The organism is Janthinobacterium sp. 13, assembly GCF_002749695.1.
GTDB lineage: Bacteria > Pseudomonadota > Gammaproteobacteria > Burkholderiales > Burkholderiaceae_D > Janthinobacterium > Janthinobacterium kumbetense.
In genome coordinates this window covers 3,479,056-3,496,852 of the sequence record NZ_PEEQ01000001.1, presented here as the reverse complement: position 1 = coordinate 3,496,852, position 17,797 = coordinate 3,479,056, and the positions used below count along the sequence as shown (strand labels likewise).

The 17,797-nt window shown below is 64.5% G+C and carries 12 protein-coding genes; 1 reads left to right on the top strand and 11 read right to left on the bottom strand.

What is annotated here, in order from left to right; all coding sequences use genetic code 11:
* Window positions 1-204: 204 nt before the first annotated feature.
* Together CLU94_RS15290 and CLU94_RS15285 are read right to left on the bottom strand one after the other, a co-directional pair.
* A complete protein-coding gene (locus CLU94_RS15290; RefSeq protein WP_099666225.1) occupies window positions 205-1,788 on the bottom strand; it encodes an ATP-binding cassette domain-containing protein in 1,584 nt (527 codons plus the stop codon).
* Window positions 1,789-1,949: 161 nt separating this feature from the next.
* The gene (locus tag CLU94_RS15285; protein WP_099666224.1) at window positions 1,950-3,062 is read right to left on the bottom strand and encodes an NADH:flavin oxidoreductase/NADH oxidase; all 1,113 of its coding nucleotides are present in this window, start codon (window positions 3,060-3,062) and stop codon (window positions 1,950-1,952) included.
* A 163-nt stretch (window positions 3,063-3,225) separates the two neighbouring features.
* Here CLU94_RS15285 and CLU94_RS15280 point away from each other — a divergent pair, with 163 nt between their 5' ends.
* Window positions 3,226-3,798: a glycine zipper 2TM domain-containing protein gene (locus CLU94_RS15280; RefSeq protein WP_099666223.1), complete on the top strand. Its 573-nt coding sequence runs from the start codon at window positions 3,226-3,228 to the stop codon at window positions 3,796-3,798.
* Here the strand turns inward: CLU94_RS15280 and CLU94_RS15275 are convergent.
* From CLU94_RS15275 to astC, 9 genes are all read right to left on the bottom strand, one after another.
* Window positions 3,795-4,304 (bottom strand): DUF1993 domain-containing protein, encoded by a 510-nt coding sequence (locus CLU94_RS15275; protein ID WP_086138669.1) that lies wholly within the window; start codon window positions 4,302-4,304, stop codon window positions 3,795-3,797. The two genes, CLU94_RS15280 and CLU94_RS15275, sit on opposite strands and share 4 nt — an antisense overlap.
* Before the next feature lie 109 nt (window positions 4,305-4,413).
* Entirely contained in the window at window positions 4,414-5,394 is a 981-nt protein-coding gene (locus CLU94_RS15270; protein WP_099666222.1) for a DUF2167 domain-containing protein, read from the bottom strand.
* Between the two features lie 147 nt (window positions 5,395-5,541).
* Window positions 5,542-6,573 carry a succinylglutamate desuccinylase gene (locus CLU94_RS15265; protein WP_099666221.1) on the bottom strand — a complete coding sequence of 344 codons (1,032 nt, stop codon included), beginning with the start codon at window positions 6,571-6,573 and terminating at the stop codon, window positions 5,542-5,544.
* Window positions 6,573-11,300, bottom strand: coding sequence for an NAD-glutamate dehydrogenase domain-containing protein (locus tag CLU94_RS15260; RefSeq protein ID WP_099666220.1), 4,728 nt, complete (start codon window positions 11,298-11,300; stop codon window positions 6,573-6,575). The genes CLU94_RS15265 and CLU94_RS15260 overlap by 1 nt, the downstream gene beginning before the upstream one ends.
* Window positions 11,301-11,453: 153 nt before the next feature.
* Entirely contained in the window at window positions 11,454-12,794 is a 1,341-nt protein-coding gene (gene astB / locus CLU94_RS15255; protein ID WP_099666219.1) for an N-succinylarginine dihydrolase, read from the bottom strand.
* Window positions 12,795-12,803: 9 nt separating this feature from the next.
* A complete protein-coding gene (astD, locus tag CLU94_RS15250; protein WP_099666218.1) occupies window positions 12,804-14,294 on the bottom strand; it encodes a succinylglutamate-semialdehyde dehydrogenase in 1,491 nt (496 codons plus the stop codon).
* Window positions 14,287-15,339, bottom strand: a complete 1,053-nt coding sequence (astA, locus tag CLU94_RS15245; protein WP_099666217.1) for an arginine N-succinyltransferase — start codon at window positions 15,337-15,339, stop codon at window positions 14,287-14,289. The genes astD and astA overlap by 8 nt, the downstream gene beginning before the upstream one ends.
* 13 nt (window positions 15,340-15,352) lie before the next feature.
* A complete protein-coding gene (locus CLU94_RS15240; protein WP_034778925.1) occupies window positions 15,353-16,384 on the bottom strand; it encodes an arginine N-succinyltransferase in 1,032 nt (343 codons plus the stop codon).
* Between the two features lie 107 nt (window positions 16,385-16,491).
* Window positions 16,492-17,733, bottom strand: coding sequence for an acetylornithine/succinylornithine family transaminase (gene astC / locus CLU94_RS15235; RefSeq protein ID WP_099666216.1), 1,242 nt, complete (start codon window positions 17,731-17,733; stop codon window positions 16,492-16,494).
* Window positions 17,734-17,797 lie beyond the last annotated feature (64 nt).

Genomic DNA, 17,797 nt, shown 5'->3' with positions numbered 1-17,797 from the left:
AGGGCACGGAGGATGACGCCCTGGCAGCGCGGCAGTGACCGACAACAGTGCCAGATTAAACGTCATCATATTGGTGAACCAGCAGTTTTAGTTCACAAATAGGCCCGGTTATTCAGTGGATTATACCGACAATCAAACAAAATTCAGCATCGGTTCATGAAGCATGCTCTCCAGGCATCGAGCGTGTATTTTTTCATTCAATTGTCACTTGTGCAATGTCAAGCCCTCCGGGTCAAGGTTTATCGCCTGCAAAAATGCCTGGTCGTGCGAAACCACAAGTAACGTCCCCTGATATTGCAGCAGCATCTGCTCGAGCGCCTGCAGGCTGGCCAGGTCAAGATGATTGTCGGGTTCATCTAACAGCAGCAATTGCGGCGGCGTCTGCGCATACAGTTCGGCCGCCAGCGCCACCTTCATGCGCTCGCCCCCGCTCAGCAAACGGCTGGGCATGGTGGCGCGCGCGCCGGCAATGCCCAGCAGCGCCAGCCGCGTGCGCAACTCGCCTTCCGGCACAATGCTGTTGCGTTCCTGCAAGCGTTGCACGGCACTCCACTCGCCGTCTTGCAGCCCAGCATGCTGGTCCAGCCACGCCACCTGCGCATGGCAGCGCAGCGCGCCGCTGGCGGGCGCCAGCTGTCCCGCGATCACGCGCAGCAGGGTCGACTTGCCGCTGCCATTATTTCCCGTCACGGCCAGGCGGCGCGGCCCGCTCAGCACCAGGTTCAAGGGCTGGGCCTGGCCATGGGGCAAGACCAGCTCCCGCAGTTCCAGCATCACTTTGCCGTTCGGCACGGCACTGTCGGGCGCCAGCAGCAGCCGTTCGGCCTCGGGCGCGCAGCGGGCGCTGGCGTCCATCACCCTTTGCTGGCGCGCCTGCTGCGCCTCTTGCGCGCGCACGCGCAGCCTGCCCTGGCTATCCTGGCTTTTCTCCTTTTTCGCGTCCAGCAGCAGCTTGCTTTGATTGCCTTCGCGGCCCTCGCGCTCACCGCGCGTCACCCGTTTCTGCTGGCGTTCTGCCTGTTGCTGCGCCTCGCGCTGTTCGCGCCTGGCGCCGGCCTTTTCCGCCTGCAGGGCGGCGGCGTAGCCAGCCTGTTCCAGCGCGCGCTGCTGCGCAAACATGGCGTAATTGCCGCCATAGCTGCGCAAGCCCTGCGGCGACAGCTCGACAATTTCATCGACGTGCTGCAGCAAGCCGCGGTCATGGCTGATCAGCAGCAAGCCGCCTGGCCAGCGCGCCATCTGCGCCACCAGGCGGGCACGTTGATGGACATCAAGGTGGTTGCTCGGCTCATCGAAGACCAGCCAGTCCGCCTGCGACAGCCAGGCGCCCTGCAGGGCGATGCGCTGGCGCTCGCCACCGCTCAGGCCAGCCGTCGGCGTGTCGGCATCGACATGAGATAAATCAAGCGCGTCGAGCGCCTGGCGCAAGCGCGCATGGGCATCCCAGCGGTCTCCCACCAGGGTGTAGTCGGCCTCGTCGATGCTGCCTTCGGCGATGCGCGCCAGCGCCGCCAGCAAGCTGCTCACGCCAGCGAGGGCCGCCACGGTGGGATAGCGCTGCGGATCGAGTTCCTGTGCCACGTAATGCACGGCGCCGTCACAGCGCACGGCGCCAGAAGACGGCTGCGCCTGGCATGCCAGCAGGTGCGCCAACACGCTCTTACCCACACCGTTATCGCCGACGAGGCCGATACGTTGCGGGGCAAACGCGAATTGCAAATCGGAAAAAAGGGCGCGGCCATCGGGCAGCACGAAGGAAAGACGGTCGAGTTGTAGTAATGCGGGCATGGATACTCCTTGTACGTGCAGACAGGGCTGGCGAACCCGCGCGGCGCAAAGGCGCTGTGGCGGGAAGGGCGAGGCCGTGCACAGCACGGCAGTATCAATGGCGCATGTCGAAGCGTCCTGGAGAAATGGGGAAGATGCGTCAGTGTAGCAGAGCAAGCCTGTTAGCGCTGGCCCAGGGTCGTGTCGCCGAACAGGTGCTTGTACTCGCGCGGCTGCGAACGCCAGTACTGCGGTGGCGCCTCCACCTGTGCGCCCAGCTGGGCCGCCGCATGCCAGGGCCAGCGCGGGTCGAACAGGATGGCGCGCGCCAGCGCCACCATGTCGGATTGACCTTGCGCAACGATGTCTTCCGCCTGCTGCGCTTCCGTGATCAAGCCCACGCTGATGGTGGGCAAGCCGCTGTCGCGCTTGATGCGCTCGGCAAACGCCACCTGATAGCCGGGACTCACGGGAATTTGCTGCTGTGGCGAAATGCCACCGCTGGAAACGTGGATGAAGTCGGCGCCCAGCTGCTTGAGTTCCTGCGCGAAGCGCACGCTTTGTTCGATTTCCCAACCCCCATCGACCCAGTCGGTGGCGGAAAGGCGCACGCCCACGGCCACGCTGTCGGGCACGGCGGCGCGCACGGCTTCATACACTTCCAGCGGAAAGCGCATGCGGTTTTCCAGGCTGCCGCCATACGCGTCGGTACGGTGATTGGACAGGGGCGAGAGGAACTGGTGCAGCAGATAACCGTGCGCCGCATGCAGTTCGATGCCTTCGATGCCGAGCGCATGCACGCGCTGGGCGGCCGCGACAAACGCGCCCTTGATCTGCAACAAACCCATTTCATCGAGGGCGATCGGCACGGTTTCGCCGGGTGCATGGGCGATGGCGGACGGCGCCACCGTTTGCCAGCCGCCCTCGGCCAGGTGCACGCAGGCGCCGCCCTGCCAGGGCGCGCGGCTCGACGCCTTGCGTCCCGCGTGGCCCAGCTGCACCACCAGTGGAATCGGCGCGTGGCGGCGGATCGCCTGCACCACGTTGGCCAGCGCCGCCTGGTTCGCGTCCGACCACAGGCCCAGGTCTTCGGCCGAGATGCGTCCCTCGGGCGAGACGGCCGTCGCTTCCGTCATCAGCAAGCCCGCCCCGGAGAGGGCCAGGTGGCCCAGGTGGATCATGTGCCAGTCGGTGGCGTTGCCGTTGTCGGCCGAGTACTGGCACATGGGTGCGATGGCGATACGGTTGGCCACGAGCAGCGGCCCCAGTGCATATGGCGTGAATAACTGGCTCATGGCGGACTCCGGAAAGGGGAATGCACCGATTCTACTGTGCTTTGGAAAGCGCGGCTTACACCTGCTTACGTTTGATACAGCGCAAGGGCTAGCCTTGGGCCGGCGCGACCGTTAATCTGGACACATCAACAACAGCGCAACACCTTGCCCCCCAGGAGAACACATGAACACGACGACTACCGCCAGCCGCATCCACCCCTTGATGGCCGGCGCCGCCATTTCCGTGACCGTCCTGTGCCTGGTGGGCGCGGCGTCCATTGCCGGCATCCTGCCCAATTCGCGGGCGAACGTGCCTGCCACGCCAGCCATCCCTGCCGACGTGGCCGCCATGACGCCGGCCAGCGCCGCGTCCCTGGCAGCGCCCGTGACGGCCCCGCTCGCCGCGCCTGTCGTGGCGCAAGCCGCCCCGGCACCAGCCCCGGCTCCCGTCGTGCACAAGCGCGTCGTGCACCACACGCAAGTGGCGCAGGCGCGTCCTGCCTACAACGATAACAATGATGGCTACCGCGACACGGCTTACCGCGAACCCGTACGCCAGCCGCAGCCAGTGCCTGCACCGGCGCCAGCACAACCGAACTACGTGGGCATCGGCACGGGCGCCGTCATCGGCGGCTTGATCGGCAATCAGGTCGGTGGCGGCCGCGGCAAGGCGCTGGCGACGGTGGCCGGCGTGATCGGCGGCGGCATGCTGGGCAATGCGGTGCAGAATCAGGTCCAACAGCAGCCACAGCGTTAATCGTACGGTCCCAGATAATCGAGCTTGCCCACGGCCACGCCATTGTTTCTGAGGATGGCGTGGACCATCGAGACGTGGAAATAAAAATTCGGCAAGGCAAAGCTGAGCAGGTAATTGTCGCCCGAGAATTTCTTGCCCTCGTCGGTCCAGTTCAGCACGACTTCCTTTTGCGCACTGCCCGCCATCTGGCCCGCATTCACGCTGTCGATGTAGGCGATGGTGTTGGCGATACGTTCCTGCAGCTGCTCGAACGACGCTTCGTTATCCTCGAACTTCGGCGCCGGCACGCCGCTCAGGCGCTCGACCGACATCTTCGACGTATCGCTGGCGCGCTGCACCTGCGCCGTCAGATCCAGCATGTCGGGCGCCAGCTGCGCGCCCAATAAAATCTCGGGCACGATGCCATCCTCTTCCACATGGGCTTGCGCTTTTTCCAGCAAGGCCGAGACGACCCGCAAGCCACGGATGAAGACGGGAATGGTTGCCTGATACATGGACACGGACATGGCGAACTCCTGAGAATGAACGATGAGCCAGTGTACCCGAGGCGCCGTCTTCCGGCAGCGCGCGCAACGCCACTCCTGTGCGCCAGCGCACCGAGCGGCCCAGTTGCTATTACTTGTCCAGGTTTACCTTGCCATCCGGCGCATGGCCGGGCTGTTCCGCCGCTTCCGGCTGCGGTACTGGCTGCGGCTGCGGCGCCTGCTTATCCTTGCGCTTGCCGCCGAAAAACTTGACGATGGCCGCACCGCCGCCCACCACGGCCAGGATCAGCACTTTCTTGAAGGCCAGCAACAGCGCCAGCAGTTTGCCAAACAGGCCCAGCTTGCTGGCCACGCCACCTGCCACCAGCGCCGCCAGGCCATATTCGGCTACCTTGTCCGTCTTGCTGTCGAAATCCGTGTAGCGGTTACCCTCGGTAAATTCCGTGAACGCCGTCACTTGCTGCATCTCTTTCTTGATCGCCTCGATCTGCTGCATGCTGGCGATCGCGTTCAGGTTCAGCACGCCTTCGCGGCCCAGCACGCGCACGTTGTAGTTCAGTGAATGCTCGCCGCCATCGACCATCAGATCCTTGGCCCAGTACAGCTTGTGCGTATCCTTGGCATAGCTGGGTTTTTCCGCCCAGCCCATCAAATGGATGCCGGGATAGCCCTGCTTCTTGCGCTCCGCATTGTTTTCCAGCACGGACGCCTGCATATCCTTGAGCAATTCGTCGTACTTGATGCTGTCCGCATCGTCATCCTTGATATGCCCTTCCTTTTCATACGTGACGATGACACCCCAGCTGTCGCGCTCGAGCACGCTGGTCTTGGCGGGCACGATCATGCCCAGCGATACCATGCCCGGTGGATTGCCCCAGGCATCGACCAGCACGCGCTCGGCGTCCGTCGGCGACAGATAACGGAAGTTGGCGGGCAAGTCCAGGGTGGCGATACCGCCCGGCAAGGTGATCTTGCCGCGCTGCAAGTGCAACTGGGCGAGGAATTGCTCGGCCGTCATTTCCGGCGCAGAAGCCTTCTCATCGGCGGGGGCGGCAGCCGTCAGGCCGGAGAGGGTCAGGCACAGCAGGGCTGTCAGCAGGCGTTTCAACATGAACGGTCCAATAAATTGCAAAAGGGAAAATATTTTAAACCAGTTGATTGCCTAATGGATAATTATTTCTGTGCAGCATCTTTTTAGCAAAAAAGCGCCAGGCGGGTTTCCCCGGCTGGCGCCTGATGCTGCGTGATGGCGGGACGATCAGGAGGTACGCACCACCATCAAGCCCGCGCGCAAGCCCACGCGCACGTCCGGGTTCGGAAACACCACCAGCTCTTCCGCATGCTGCACCGTGTAGACATGGTCGCCATCGCTGGCGATCACGGCGTGCTGCGGCAGGGAGGTGAAATTCTGCGTGCTGCGATCAAACGCCATGCGGAATTCATCGCTGTGCTTGATGATTTCCTGCGCCACCTTGAACACGTGCGGTTGCGCCTTGATGGGCTGCGCAGGCAAGCCGCGCAGCAAGCCATCGAGCGCCCGCGACACGTCGTCGAACAGGGACAAATCGTTCTGCCCCAAGGTGCCCACGCGGCCCAGCTCCACCGTGCTGGCGGCCGCGCCGAAATGCTCGGCCGAGTAATAACTGTAGGTGCCGGCCGACTGCGGGTTCATGATGATGGCGCCGATGGCCGCCTGGCCCAGCCAATCGATCAGCTGTGCCTTGGCGTCGTCGGCCACCAGGTCGGGCACGATGGCAAACGTGGGGTACACGGAAGGCCGGATGGCCGTGTGCAAGTCCAGGTGCCAGCGCACGGGGCCCGCCGCGTCAAAGAACGCTGCTGTCGCAGCGATCATTTCATCGGCGCGCGCGCTTTCCGCCGCTTGCGCCAAACTCCCCCGCACGGGACGGAACATGCGATTCAGGTCGGCGTCGATGAAACGCTTGCCGGCCCGGATCGCATCGACATTGCCCACGCAAACGAGCAGGTCGACGGCCAGCTTCGACGCATCGCGCGACAGTGCGTCGAGCAGATGCGCCAGCACTTCGATCGGCCCCGTCTCGTCGCCATGCACGCCCACCGAGACGGCCACGCTGGCGCGTCCCGCATCGGCCTGCGGCTTGACGACTTGCAGCATGCCGGGCGCCGGCAAGGCCACCGTGAAACCGGCGTTGGCGAACAGCTGCGCCACGCCGCTGAAATCGGCCTGCGCCAGCGCCTGCACGGCTGGCGGCAAGCCGCCAGCGCCTGGTACTACCTGGGTTACTACCTGCGTTACTGCTTGCGTCATTACACCGCCGCTTCCGCTGTGGGTTTCGCCGTGATTTTATTCACGGCTTCCGACAAGGTCCACACGTCCAGCATGGCTTGCTCCAGTTCCGTCGCCGCCACATAGGCCGACAGACCCAGCGCGCCCGTCACGGCATCGACGGCCTGGCCTGCATTGCCTTGCTCGGCGCGCGCCAGCACCTGCGTCAGCAGACGCTGTTGCGTGCGGCGCAGCGCTTGCTGCGCGTAGTTGCGCAACTGCTCCTGCGACTTGCCTTGCGCGGCCAGCTTCAGGCCACGCTCCAGCGTGCCAATACCCGCCTGGCTGCGCAGGGCCAGGCCCACTTGCAGGAAGGCCGCCAGGTCCATCGAAGCAGGACGCGGCACGGACAGGGCCGGGAACAGGAAGCCGGCGACGACTTCCAGCGCATCGACTGCATCCCACGCCTGCACGAAGGCTGGCGTCAAGCCCGGCACCAGTGCGGCTTCCGACTTGATGCCGACGGCTTTCAGCAGGTCGCGCTTCGATTCCGCGCCAAACAGGCGCGTGAGTTCCGCCAGGCCGGCGCCGCGCAACTGTTCGGCAGGCACCGACAGCACGCCGGCGATCATCGTTTGCTGCAGCACGCGCGTTTGCGCGTCGACCTTGATCGACACGTCGCGTGGGATCGTCAGCGCGTCCGCATCGAGCGCGTCGAACACGGGCGCCAGGTTCAGCGCCACCCATGCCTGGCCCCAGGCCAGGATCACGGTCGATTCGTCCACGCCGTGCTCCGCCGCCAGGTTGCGGATCATCAGCGGACCGCAGCGGTTGATCACTTCATTGGCCAGCACGGTCGCCAGGATGGCGTTGGCCAGCGGGTGGTCGAGCGCCGAACGGGTTTCCACCAGCAAGGACGGGAAGTAAGGCTTCAGGACCGGCTCGGCCCAGGTTTCACCGGTCAACGGCAGGCTTGAGAGGATGCGCTTGAAGCGGTTCTTCACGTTGGCGATCACCACGGCCAGTTCCGGCGTGGTCAAGCCACGGCCGTCGGCCTTGCGGCGTGCCAGTTCGGCCACCGACGGCAATTGCTCCAGTTCGCGCGACAGGGCGCCCTCTTCTTCCAAGCTGGCAATCAGGGCGGCATAGCCATCCTGCACGGCGCTTTCGCTTTGCGCCTGCAACTCGCGCACCAGCAAATGCGTCTGCTGCGTGTTGTCGCGCAAGACCAGGCGCTCGACGTCGTCCGTCATCGCATACAGCTCGCGATTGCGGTCCGCTTCCGTCAGCTTGCCCGCATTGACTTCCACGTCCAGCCAGATTTTCACGTTGACTTCATGGTCCGAGCAATCCACGCCGGCCGAGTTGTCGATCGCATCGGTGAAGATGCGTCCGCCCGCCAGCGCGAATTCGATACGGCCGGCCTGCGTCGCGCCCAGATTCCCGCCTTCGGCCACGACCTTCACGCGCAGCTCATTGCCGCTGACGCGGATATGGTCATTCGCGCGGTCCTTCACTTGCGCGTGCGTCTCGGTCGAGGCCTTGATGTAGGTGCCGATGCCGCCGTTGTAGAACAGGTCCACGGGCGACTTCAGGATGCGGTGCATCAGTTCTTCCGGCGCCAGCGAGGTCTCTTGAATATCGAGCGCGGCGCGGATCTGCGGCGACAGTTCGATCGTGCGGGCGGAGCGCGGATACACGCCGCCGCCTGCCGAGATCAAGTCCTTGTTGTAGTCGTCCCACGAGGAGCGCGGCAAGGCGAACAGGCGCGCGCGTTCATCGAACGAGACGGCGACGTCCGGTGTCGGGTCGAGGAAGATGTGACGGTGGTCGAACGCGGCCACCAGCTTCAGCTGGCGCGACAGCAGCACGCCATTGCCGAACACGTCGCCCGACATGTCGCCCACGCCGACCATGGTGATCGGGGTGGTATTGAGGTCGTGGTCCATTTCATAGAAGTGGCGCTTCACGGCTTCGAATGCGCCCTTGGCCGTGATGCCCAGTTTCTTGTGGTCGTAGCCGTTCGAACCGCCCGAAGCGAACGCGTCGCCCAGCCAGAAACCGCGCTGCACGGCGATGCCGTTGGCGATGTCCGAGAACGTGGCCGTGCCCTTGTCGGCGGCCACCACCAGATACGGGTCGGCGTCGTCGAAGCACACGGTGTCGACTGGCGGCACGATATTGCCCAGCGAGCGGTTGTCCGTCACTTCCAGCAGGCTGGAAATGAACAGGCGGTAGACGGCTTCGCCTTCGGCCGCGATGGTTTCGCGCACGGCGTCCTTCGGCATCATCTTGCAGACAAAACCACCCTTCGCGCCAGCCGGCACGATGACGGCGTTTTTCACCATCTGCGCCTTGACCAGGCCCAGCACTTCGGTGCGGTAGTCTTCCATGCGGTCGGACCAGCGCAAGCCGCCACGGGCGACAGGGCCGCCGCGCAGGTGCACGCCTTCGAAGCGGCGCGAGAAGACGAAAATCTCGCGGTAAGGACGCGGTTCCGGCACCAGCGCCAGGCTGCTGGTGTCGAACTTGAAGATGATCTTGTCGCCGGCTTGATTGTTCTGGAAGTAGCTGGTGCGCAGGGTGGCGGCCATCAGGTCGGCCAGCGCGCCGAGGATTTCCTCGGTATCGGCATGGTTCACGGAGGGCAGGCCGGCCTTGATGGCGGCGATGCTTTCCAGGGCGGCCGCGTGCTGCGCGTCGGACAGCGCTGGATCGAAGCGCTGCAGGAAGGCTTCTACCAGGGCTTTGACCTGGGCCGGCTGCTTGCGCAGGCTTTCGGCAATGTAGCGCACCGAGAAGCGGCTGCCCGTCTGGCGCCAGTAGCTGGTGTAGGCGCGCACCAGTTGCACTTCGCGCGTCGACAAGCCGCCTTCGATGACGAGGCCATTCAGGCGGCCATCTTCGGCCGTGTCGTTGAACAGGGCCGCAAACAGCTCCTGCGCCACGGCGACGACGGATGGCTGCGCCAGTTTCGCCGCGCTGGCGGCATCGACCGTCAGGCTGGTGACGAAATAGCGCGTGCCATCGGACAGCGAAACCGAATACGCCTGTTCGCGGTCGATCGCCACGCCCGCATTGTGCAGAGCCGGCAGGATGGTCGACAGCGGCGGCACCTTGTTGGCCGAGTACAAACGAATGGTGGTAACGGCACCGGTCTCGATGCGCACGGCCACGTGCGCCGGGTCGGTATTGCGCAGGATGGTGTCGAGGTCGCGGAAGGCGATGGCCGGCGCGGTGGCGGCCACGTAATCGAGCGGCAAAGTAGCGCACAGTTTACGCAGGCTGGTGCGCAGGGCCACGTCGGGCACGGCGTCGGCCACGGCGGCAAAACCGTTATGCCAGCCATCGAGCACGCCCAGCAACGGCTGTTCGATGTCCGTTTCCAGGTCCAGCGGGTAGCGCGCGGCGTGGGCGATCAGGTAGACGCGCGCCAGCGGGCCGTCGGCCACCAGGGTCTGCGTGCTCACATGCGTGGCGCCGGAACTGGCTTGCAGGGCCTTTGCCAGGCTCGATGCCACGCTGGCGCTGTAGCGCTCGCGCGGCAGATAGACCAGCACGTTCAGGTGGCGCGCGTACACGTCGCGGCGCGCGAAGACCTTGGTGCGCGGCTGCTTGTACAGCGAGACGACGGCGCCGCACACTTGCGCCAGCCAGTCGAGGTCCGCTTCCAGCGCTTCCGTGCGCGGCAGGGATTCGAGGATTTCGCGGAATTTCTCGGCACGGAAGCCTTGCTGGCGCACGCCGGCCAGGCTCAATACCTTGGCCACGCGGCCGCGCGCAAATGGCAGTGCCGCCAGCGGAGTGGAATTGCCGGCGCGGGTGAACAGGCCGACGAAGCAATGCTCGCCCAGGATCGCGCCTTGCGCATCCATGTCGCGCACGCCGATGAAGTCGAGCTGCTGGTCGCGATGCAAAGTGCCTGCCACGTCAGCCTTGACGATGGACAGCGCCGAGTCGCGCTTGGCCAGGGTGTCGAAGTCGCCCGGGATATTCGCCAGGCAGGTGCCGTAGACCGGGTGCGCCGTATCCTGCAGCACGCCGACGCGGCTCGGGATGTCGCGTTCGAGTTCGCGCACGCCCGGCTTGACGCGGTAGTAGGCGTAGCCGAACACTTCAAAGCCGCCGCTGCGTGCCCACTCCAGGAAGGCGGCCACTTCCGCGCCTTCTTCGCCATGCTGGGCGGCAGTCGTGGCGACGGCGGCCAGGCGCTCGCTCATGGCGGCGCTATCGCGGCGCACCACCGCGGCGTCACGCGCGACCGTCTCCAGGGCGGCGACCAGCGCGGCCAGGGCTTCCGGCGCCAGCTCTTCGTCGAGCAGCACCAGCACATACGATTCGAGCGGGTCGCCCGGCTGGCGCACCGCTTCCACGCTGCCGTCGGCGGCGCGGCGCACGGGCAGCACGGTGTTCATCACGCCGCGCACGGCCAGGTGCTGGCGGCGCATGGCCATGACGATGGAGTCGACCAGATAGGGCATGTCTTCGTTCAGGATCAGCAAGGCGCTCGCCATGCCGCCACGGCCATCCGCATAGCGCAGGGTGGCGATCTGGCAGCCATTGCCGGTACGTTTGGCCGCTTGCGTGAAGCCGTCGACCAGCACGGGCGCCAGACTGTCCGGCGCGATGTCGGCCAGGTCTTCGGCGTCGAGCGAGTCGAGCCATGCCTGCACCAGTTGCACGACAGGCGCTGCCGCCTTGCCTGCCTTGCCAGCCGCGTTAATCAACTCCAGCGTTTGTGTACGCAAATCTTGTGGCGTGTGATTCATCTTGCATCTCCATTACGGTAATGTGAATGTCCAACGCTGTCGTTCGGGCTTGTGGCTGGGCGGCAGCGGTGTCAAGAGACGGGGGTCGCCCGTCCAATTCTGTCTGTGCTACGGATAGTCTGTCTCGGATTTTTTCTGTGTATTTTCTATCGCCTACAAGTCGTACAATCCCGGTAAGTTGAGGATGATCGTCAATTCTTCAAGCGCCGCATGCACTTCCAGCGCCAGTTGCGGATCGGCCAGGTCGCCCGGTTCCAGATGGTCGCGGTAGTGTTTTTCCACCCACTGCACCAGCCGATGGTACAGCGTTTCCGTCATGATCACGCCCTGGTGCATGGCGCGCGCCTCGGTTTCCGTCAGGGCCACGCGCAAACGCAGGCAGGCGGGCCCGCCGCCGTTGCGCATGCTCTGGCGCAGATCGAAATGTATCAGTTCATCGATGGCTCCACCGCTGGCCACCAGGCCGTCCAGGTAGCGCGACACGGCGCGGTTTTCCTGGCATTCCTGCGGTATCACCAGCGCCATCTTGCCGCCCTCTTTCGTCAATAGCTGGCTGTTGAACAGATAGCTGCTGACGGCGTCCGCGATCGGCACCTGGCCCGTGTCCACGCGCAGCGCCTGCAAATCGGCCCCCGTGGCGGCGACGGCGCGGTGCAGCTGCGACAGGCTTGCCTCTTCATCGGCAAACGCCTGCTCGTGATAGAACAGCACATTGCCATTGCCGACGGCGATGACGTCGTTATGGAACACGCCCTGGTCGATCACGTCAGGATTCTGCTGCACGTACACGGTGCGTTTGGTGTCCAGGCCATGCAGGCGCGCCACGGCTTGCGACGCTTCCAGGGTCTGGCGCGCCGGATAGCGCTTCGGCGACGGCGCCGATGGGTCGAACTCCACGCGACCATACACAAACAGTTCAACCGATGGCGCACCGTGGCTTGCGCCCAGGCGCGTGTGGTTGGCCGCGCCCTCGTCGCCAAAGGCCGGCGTCGAGGGCAGCGCCTCGTGCACGGCGAAGTGCCTGTCGTCGCTGAAAATGGCGCGCAGGCTGCGCGCCGACTGCGCGTGCTCGAAGGCGCGGTGCAGCTTGTTATTCAGGTTGGCGGCCGTGAAATGCACGCGGCCATCCTGCGTGTCGGCCGACGGACTGACCGTGGCGGCATTCGCCGTCCACATGGGCGAGGCGGAATATGCGCAAGCCAGGATGACGGGCGACTCCTTGTAGGCGCGCGCCAGCACTTCGGCGTCCGTCCCCGTGAAACCGATGGAGCGCAGCAGGCGGAAATTCGGCCGGTCCTGCGGCGGCAGCAAGGCTTGCGCAAAGCCGCGCGCGGCCAGGGCGCGCATCTTGGCCAGGCCCTGCAAGGCGGCCTGCTTCGGATTCGAAGCGCTTTTCACATTGCTGAACGAGGCCACGTTGCCGAACGATAGTCCGGCATAGTTATGCGATGGCCCGACCAGGCCGTCAAAGTTGTATTCGCGCGTGCTGTGCATGGGATTTCCTTAAAAATTCAGGCCGGGCGACAGCTTGGCTGGCATTTCCAGCGCGCTGTTCTCGATCGAAGCGACCGGGTAGGCGCAGTAATCGGCCGCGTAATACGCGCTCGGACGGTGGTTGCCCGACTTGCCGATGCCGCCGAACGGCGCCGTGCTGGCCGCTCCCGTCGTCGGACGGTTCCAGTTGATGATGCCGGCGCGAGCGCGCGTTTGAAAAGTTTGCCACAGGGCCGGGTCGTCGGACAAGAGCGCCGCGGCCAGGCCGAATTCGGTGGCGTTGGCCACCTTCAGGGCCGCATCGAAATCGGCCACGCGGATCACCTGCAGCAGTGGACCGAACCATTCTTCGTCGGGGATGCCGGCGGCATCGGTGACGTCGACGATACCTGCCGTGACAAAACCCGCCTGCGGATTGAGCTGGCGCATCTGCAGCAAGGTGGTGCCGCCCCTGGCGACCATATCCGCCTGCGCCTGCACCAGGCGCGCGGCCACGGCACTGGACACCACTGGACCCATGAAGGGCTGCGGCTGGGCGTCGGACGCGCCGATGCCCAGTTTCGCGGCCACTTCCACCAGGCGCGTGACAAACGCGGCACCGGCAGCGTTGTCCTGCACCACCAGGCGGCGCGCGCAGGTGCAGCGCTGGCCGGCGGAGACAAAGGCGGAGAAAATCGCGTGGTGCACGGCCGCGTCCACGTCCTTCACGTCCCACACGACGAGGGCGTTGTTGCCGCCCATTTCCAGCGCCAGCATCTTGCCCGGCTGGCCGCCGAACTGGCGGTGCAGGCTGATGCCCGTCTGGCAGGAGCCCGTAAACAGCACGCCGTCAAGGTGCGCATTGGCACCCAGGGCCACGCCCGTATCGCGCCCGCCGTTGACGAGGTTGACGACGCCACCCGGCAAGCCAGCCTGCTGCCACAGCTGCACGGTTTTGACGGCCGTGCGCGGCGCATATTCGCTGGGCTTGAAGACGATGGTGTTACCGGCGATCAGGGCCGGCACGATATGGCCGTTCGGCAGGTGGCCGGGGAAGTTATATGGGCCGAAGACACCGAACACGCCATGCGGACGGTGGCGCAGCACGGCGTCGCCGTCGGCGATCTTGCTTTGCGTGATGCCCGTGCGCGCGTTGTACGACTGCACCGAGATATCGATCTTGTTGGCCATGGTGGCCACTTCCGTGCGCGATTCCCACAGCGGTTTGCCCACTTCTTCCGAGATCAGCAGCGCCAGCACTTCGGCGTGCTCCTTCAGCAACTCGCGGAAGCGCACGCAGATGGCGATGCGTTCTTCGACGGGCGTATCGGCCCACGCTTCGAACGCTGCGCGGGCGGACTGGCAAGCCTGCTCCACTTCGTTTTCCGTCGCTTCCAGGCTGGCCCAGGTCTGCTTGCCGTTCGACGGGTCGATGGTGACCAGTTCGCGGCCCGTGCCCGGCAGCCAGGTGCCGTTGATGAAGTTCGATGCTGCGGTAGACGAATTAAATACGTTAGACATGGGAATGCTTCCTCGGGTTGAGTGACAAGGTGCGCACGGTGTCGCCGTGATGGCAGCGCAGCAAATGCAGTTCATCGTCGTCCAGCGCGATCTTGCCGCTGTGCGGATTGGCGCTGGTGACGATCATGCGGAAATCTTTCAGGTCGGTGTTCGACACCAGGTAAGGCTCTGCCTGCACGGCGTCGCCGCACACTTCAGGCGCAGCCTCGGCGTCGAGCACGGCCGGCATGCTGTCGCGCATGGCGCGCAACTCGGACACGCGCGCCTGCAGCACGGGACCGGCGTCGAAAATGTCGACATAGCCTTCGAAGTGCAAGCCTTCCTGCTCCAGCAGGCGGCGCGCGGGCGCCGTGCTCAGATGCACCTTGCCGATGACTTCCTGCGCTTCGTCGGGCAGGTAAGCCACGTACATGGGCTGGCGCGGCATCAGCTCGGCGATGAAGGATTTTTTACCGAGGCTCGTCAAGTCGTCGACGTGGTGGAAATCCATCTTGAAGAAGTGGCGCCCCAGGCCCTCGTAGAATGGCGAGCTGCCGTCCGGCGCCTGGTAGCCGCGCATCTCCGCGATCAGTTTTTCCGTGAACAGGTGGGGGAACTGGGCGATGAACAGGAAGCGGCTTTTCGACAGCAGCTTGCCGTTGTTGCCGCTGCGGTAATCGGGGTGCAAAAACAGCGAGCACAGTTCCGTGCTGCCCGTCAGGTCGTTCGACAGGTACAAGGTTTCCATGCGCGTAAACACGTCGAGTTCGCGACTGGAATGGACCAGGGTGCCGATGCGGTAGTTATAGAACGGTTCTTCCAGGCCCACGGCGCCCTTGATGGCGCACACGCCAGCCAGGCGGCCTGTATCCGTATCCTCCATGACGAACATGTAGTCGCGCTTTTCGGGCGGGATGGTTTCGGCGAACGATGCGCAGGCGATGGCCAGGCGGTCGCCCAGCATTTTCATGTCCGGCTTGAGGGTGGTCATGCCGGTGCCGACCTGGCTGGCCAAGCCGTACAGGGCGTCCAGGTCAGAAGCGTTGATGGCGCGTACTACTAGCATAATGTTCTCTCGGTTAAATGCGCACGCAAATGACGCTGTCGCCTTCGGCCACGGCCAGCGCCTCGAGCAGATCGGCCGGCAAGCCGACGCTGTCCTGCGCTTCGAGCGCATCGCAGGCAAAGGTGACTGCGCGGAAATTGCGCTCGGCGCCGGAAGCGACCGCATAATTGACTTTCAGGCCCGTGCGGCTGGGCGTGACGCCAGCGACGACGCGGCGCGTGAGCGAGCCCGTAAACGAACGCAGCGCATGCTTGTGCGCCTGCAGGATCGGGCCGCCATCGAAGATGTCGATGTAATCGTCGGCTTCAAAACCTTCTTCCGTCAGCAGATTGAAAGCCAGTTCGCCGCTCGGGTGGATCTGGCCCATGGCCGCCTGCGCATCGCCAGGCAGCAACGGCACGTAGACAGGGTAGTGCGGCATCAGTTCGACGATCAGGGTGCGGTTGCGGGCACCGCCGATGACTTTTTCGGCATCGAGGAAATCCATCTGGAAGAACTTGCGGCCCAGCGCATCCCAGAACGGCGACTGGCCGTTGGCGTCCGTGATGCCGGCCAGCGGCACGAAGAAGCGGTCGCCGAAGCGGTGCGGCGCCAGCACGGCGAACAGCAGCCGCGCGCGCGACAGCAGGGCCGCTTCCAGGCCCGCCTGCTCCATGTTGCGCACATAGAAACCGGATAGCTGCGAATACGCCGTCAGCTCCGAACACAGGGTCAGCGCATGCACGCTGTGGCTGATATTCAGGTCGCGCGAGACTTGCTGGATGACGTCGTTGCGAAAGGAAAAATAGGTGCCGTTCGAGCCGGCCGAGGCGAAGATGGCGGCCGTGCCGGCGATGCTCTTGTCGAGCAGGGATTCAAGCACGAAGAGATACGATTCTTCGCTGGGGATGTCGACATGGGCGGCAAACGAGGCGATGGAGCGCTCGACGGAGGCGGCGATTTTTTCGCGCGTCTTCGGCAGGGTATGGACACCCGGCATGGTTACCGCGGCCAGCGCTTCGAGGGCTGCAATATCCGCGATTTCTACCGGACGGACAACATACATGGGTACTCCTTCAATGCTGACGATACATGGGCTGAAAACCCGGGTAGAACCAAGCCGGCCCGCAGCAAAGCGGCGGGCCGGTGATCAAACAGGGAGCGAGGCTAGCCTCAGGCTTTCAGCATGCCGTCGATGGCGACGCGCAGTAGACGGCCCGCTTCGGCGATCTGTTCGTCCGAGACGATCAGGGCCGGCGCCAGGCGCACCACGTCCATGCCGGCGATCAGCACCATCAAGCCTTGCGCTTCGGCCGCTTTCTGGATGTCTTTCGCGCGGCCCTTGAAGGCATCGGTAACTACCAGCCCCAGCAGCAAACCGCTGCCGCGCACGACGGAGAACACTTGCGGGTAATCCGTGATCAAGCCTTGCAGCATGGCGATGGTGTTGACGCTCGCTTCTTTCACGCGCGCCAGGAACGCCGGCGTGTTGATCGTTTCCAGCACGGTCAGGGCCACGGTGGCGGCCAGCGGGTTGCCGCCGTAGGTGGTGCCGTGGGTGCCGACGGCCAGGGTTTGCGCCAGTTCATTCGTGGTCAGCATGGCGCCGATCGGGTAGCCGTTGCCCAGCGCCTTGGCGGCCGTCAGGATGTCCGGCGTGACGCCGTAGCCCATGTAGGCGAACAACGCGCCAGTGCGGCCCATACCGCTCTGGACTTCGTCGAAAATCAGCAGGGCGCCCGTCTTGTCGCACAGGGCGCGCAGCTCCTTGAGGAATTCCGGATTGCCTGGCACCACGCCGCCTTCGCCTTGTACCGGCTCGACGATCACGGCGCACACGTCATCGCCGATGGCGGCGCGCGCCGCTTCGATGTCGTTGTAGGCGATGTGGTCGATCGACGGCGGCAGCGGCTCGAAGCCTTCCGTGTACTTGGCCTGGCCGCCGACGGAGACCGTAAACAGGGTGCGGCCGTGGAAGGAGCTGAAGCACGAGATGATGCGCGACTTGTGCGCGCCAAACTTGGTGTGCGCATACTTGCGCGCCAGTTTCAGGGCCGCTTCGTTGGCTTCCGCGCCGGAGTTGCAGAAGAAGGCGCGGTCGGCGAAGGTCGCTTCCGTCAGGGCCAGCGCCAGGCGCAGGACAGGCTCATTGGTGTAGCCGTTGCCCAAATGCCACAAATTATTGATTTGCTTGGTCAGCACATCGACCAGGGCCGGATGGCAATGGCCCAGGCTGTTGACGGCGATGCCGGAGGTGAAATCGAGGTAATGCTTGCCTGACTGGTCCCACAGATCCAAACCGGAACCGCGCACGGGCACCATGGCAGCAGGGGCGTAGGTAGGAACGAGGACCTGGTCAAAGGTTTCCCGGGTGACTGGACGAGCCGTTACGGTCGAATCAAGCTTGGCATTCATAGCATTTCCCCATCAATATGTTAGGTACTCCGCAGCTACGACAGCTACGTGTGTACTGCATTAT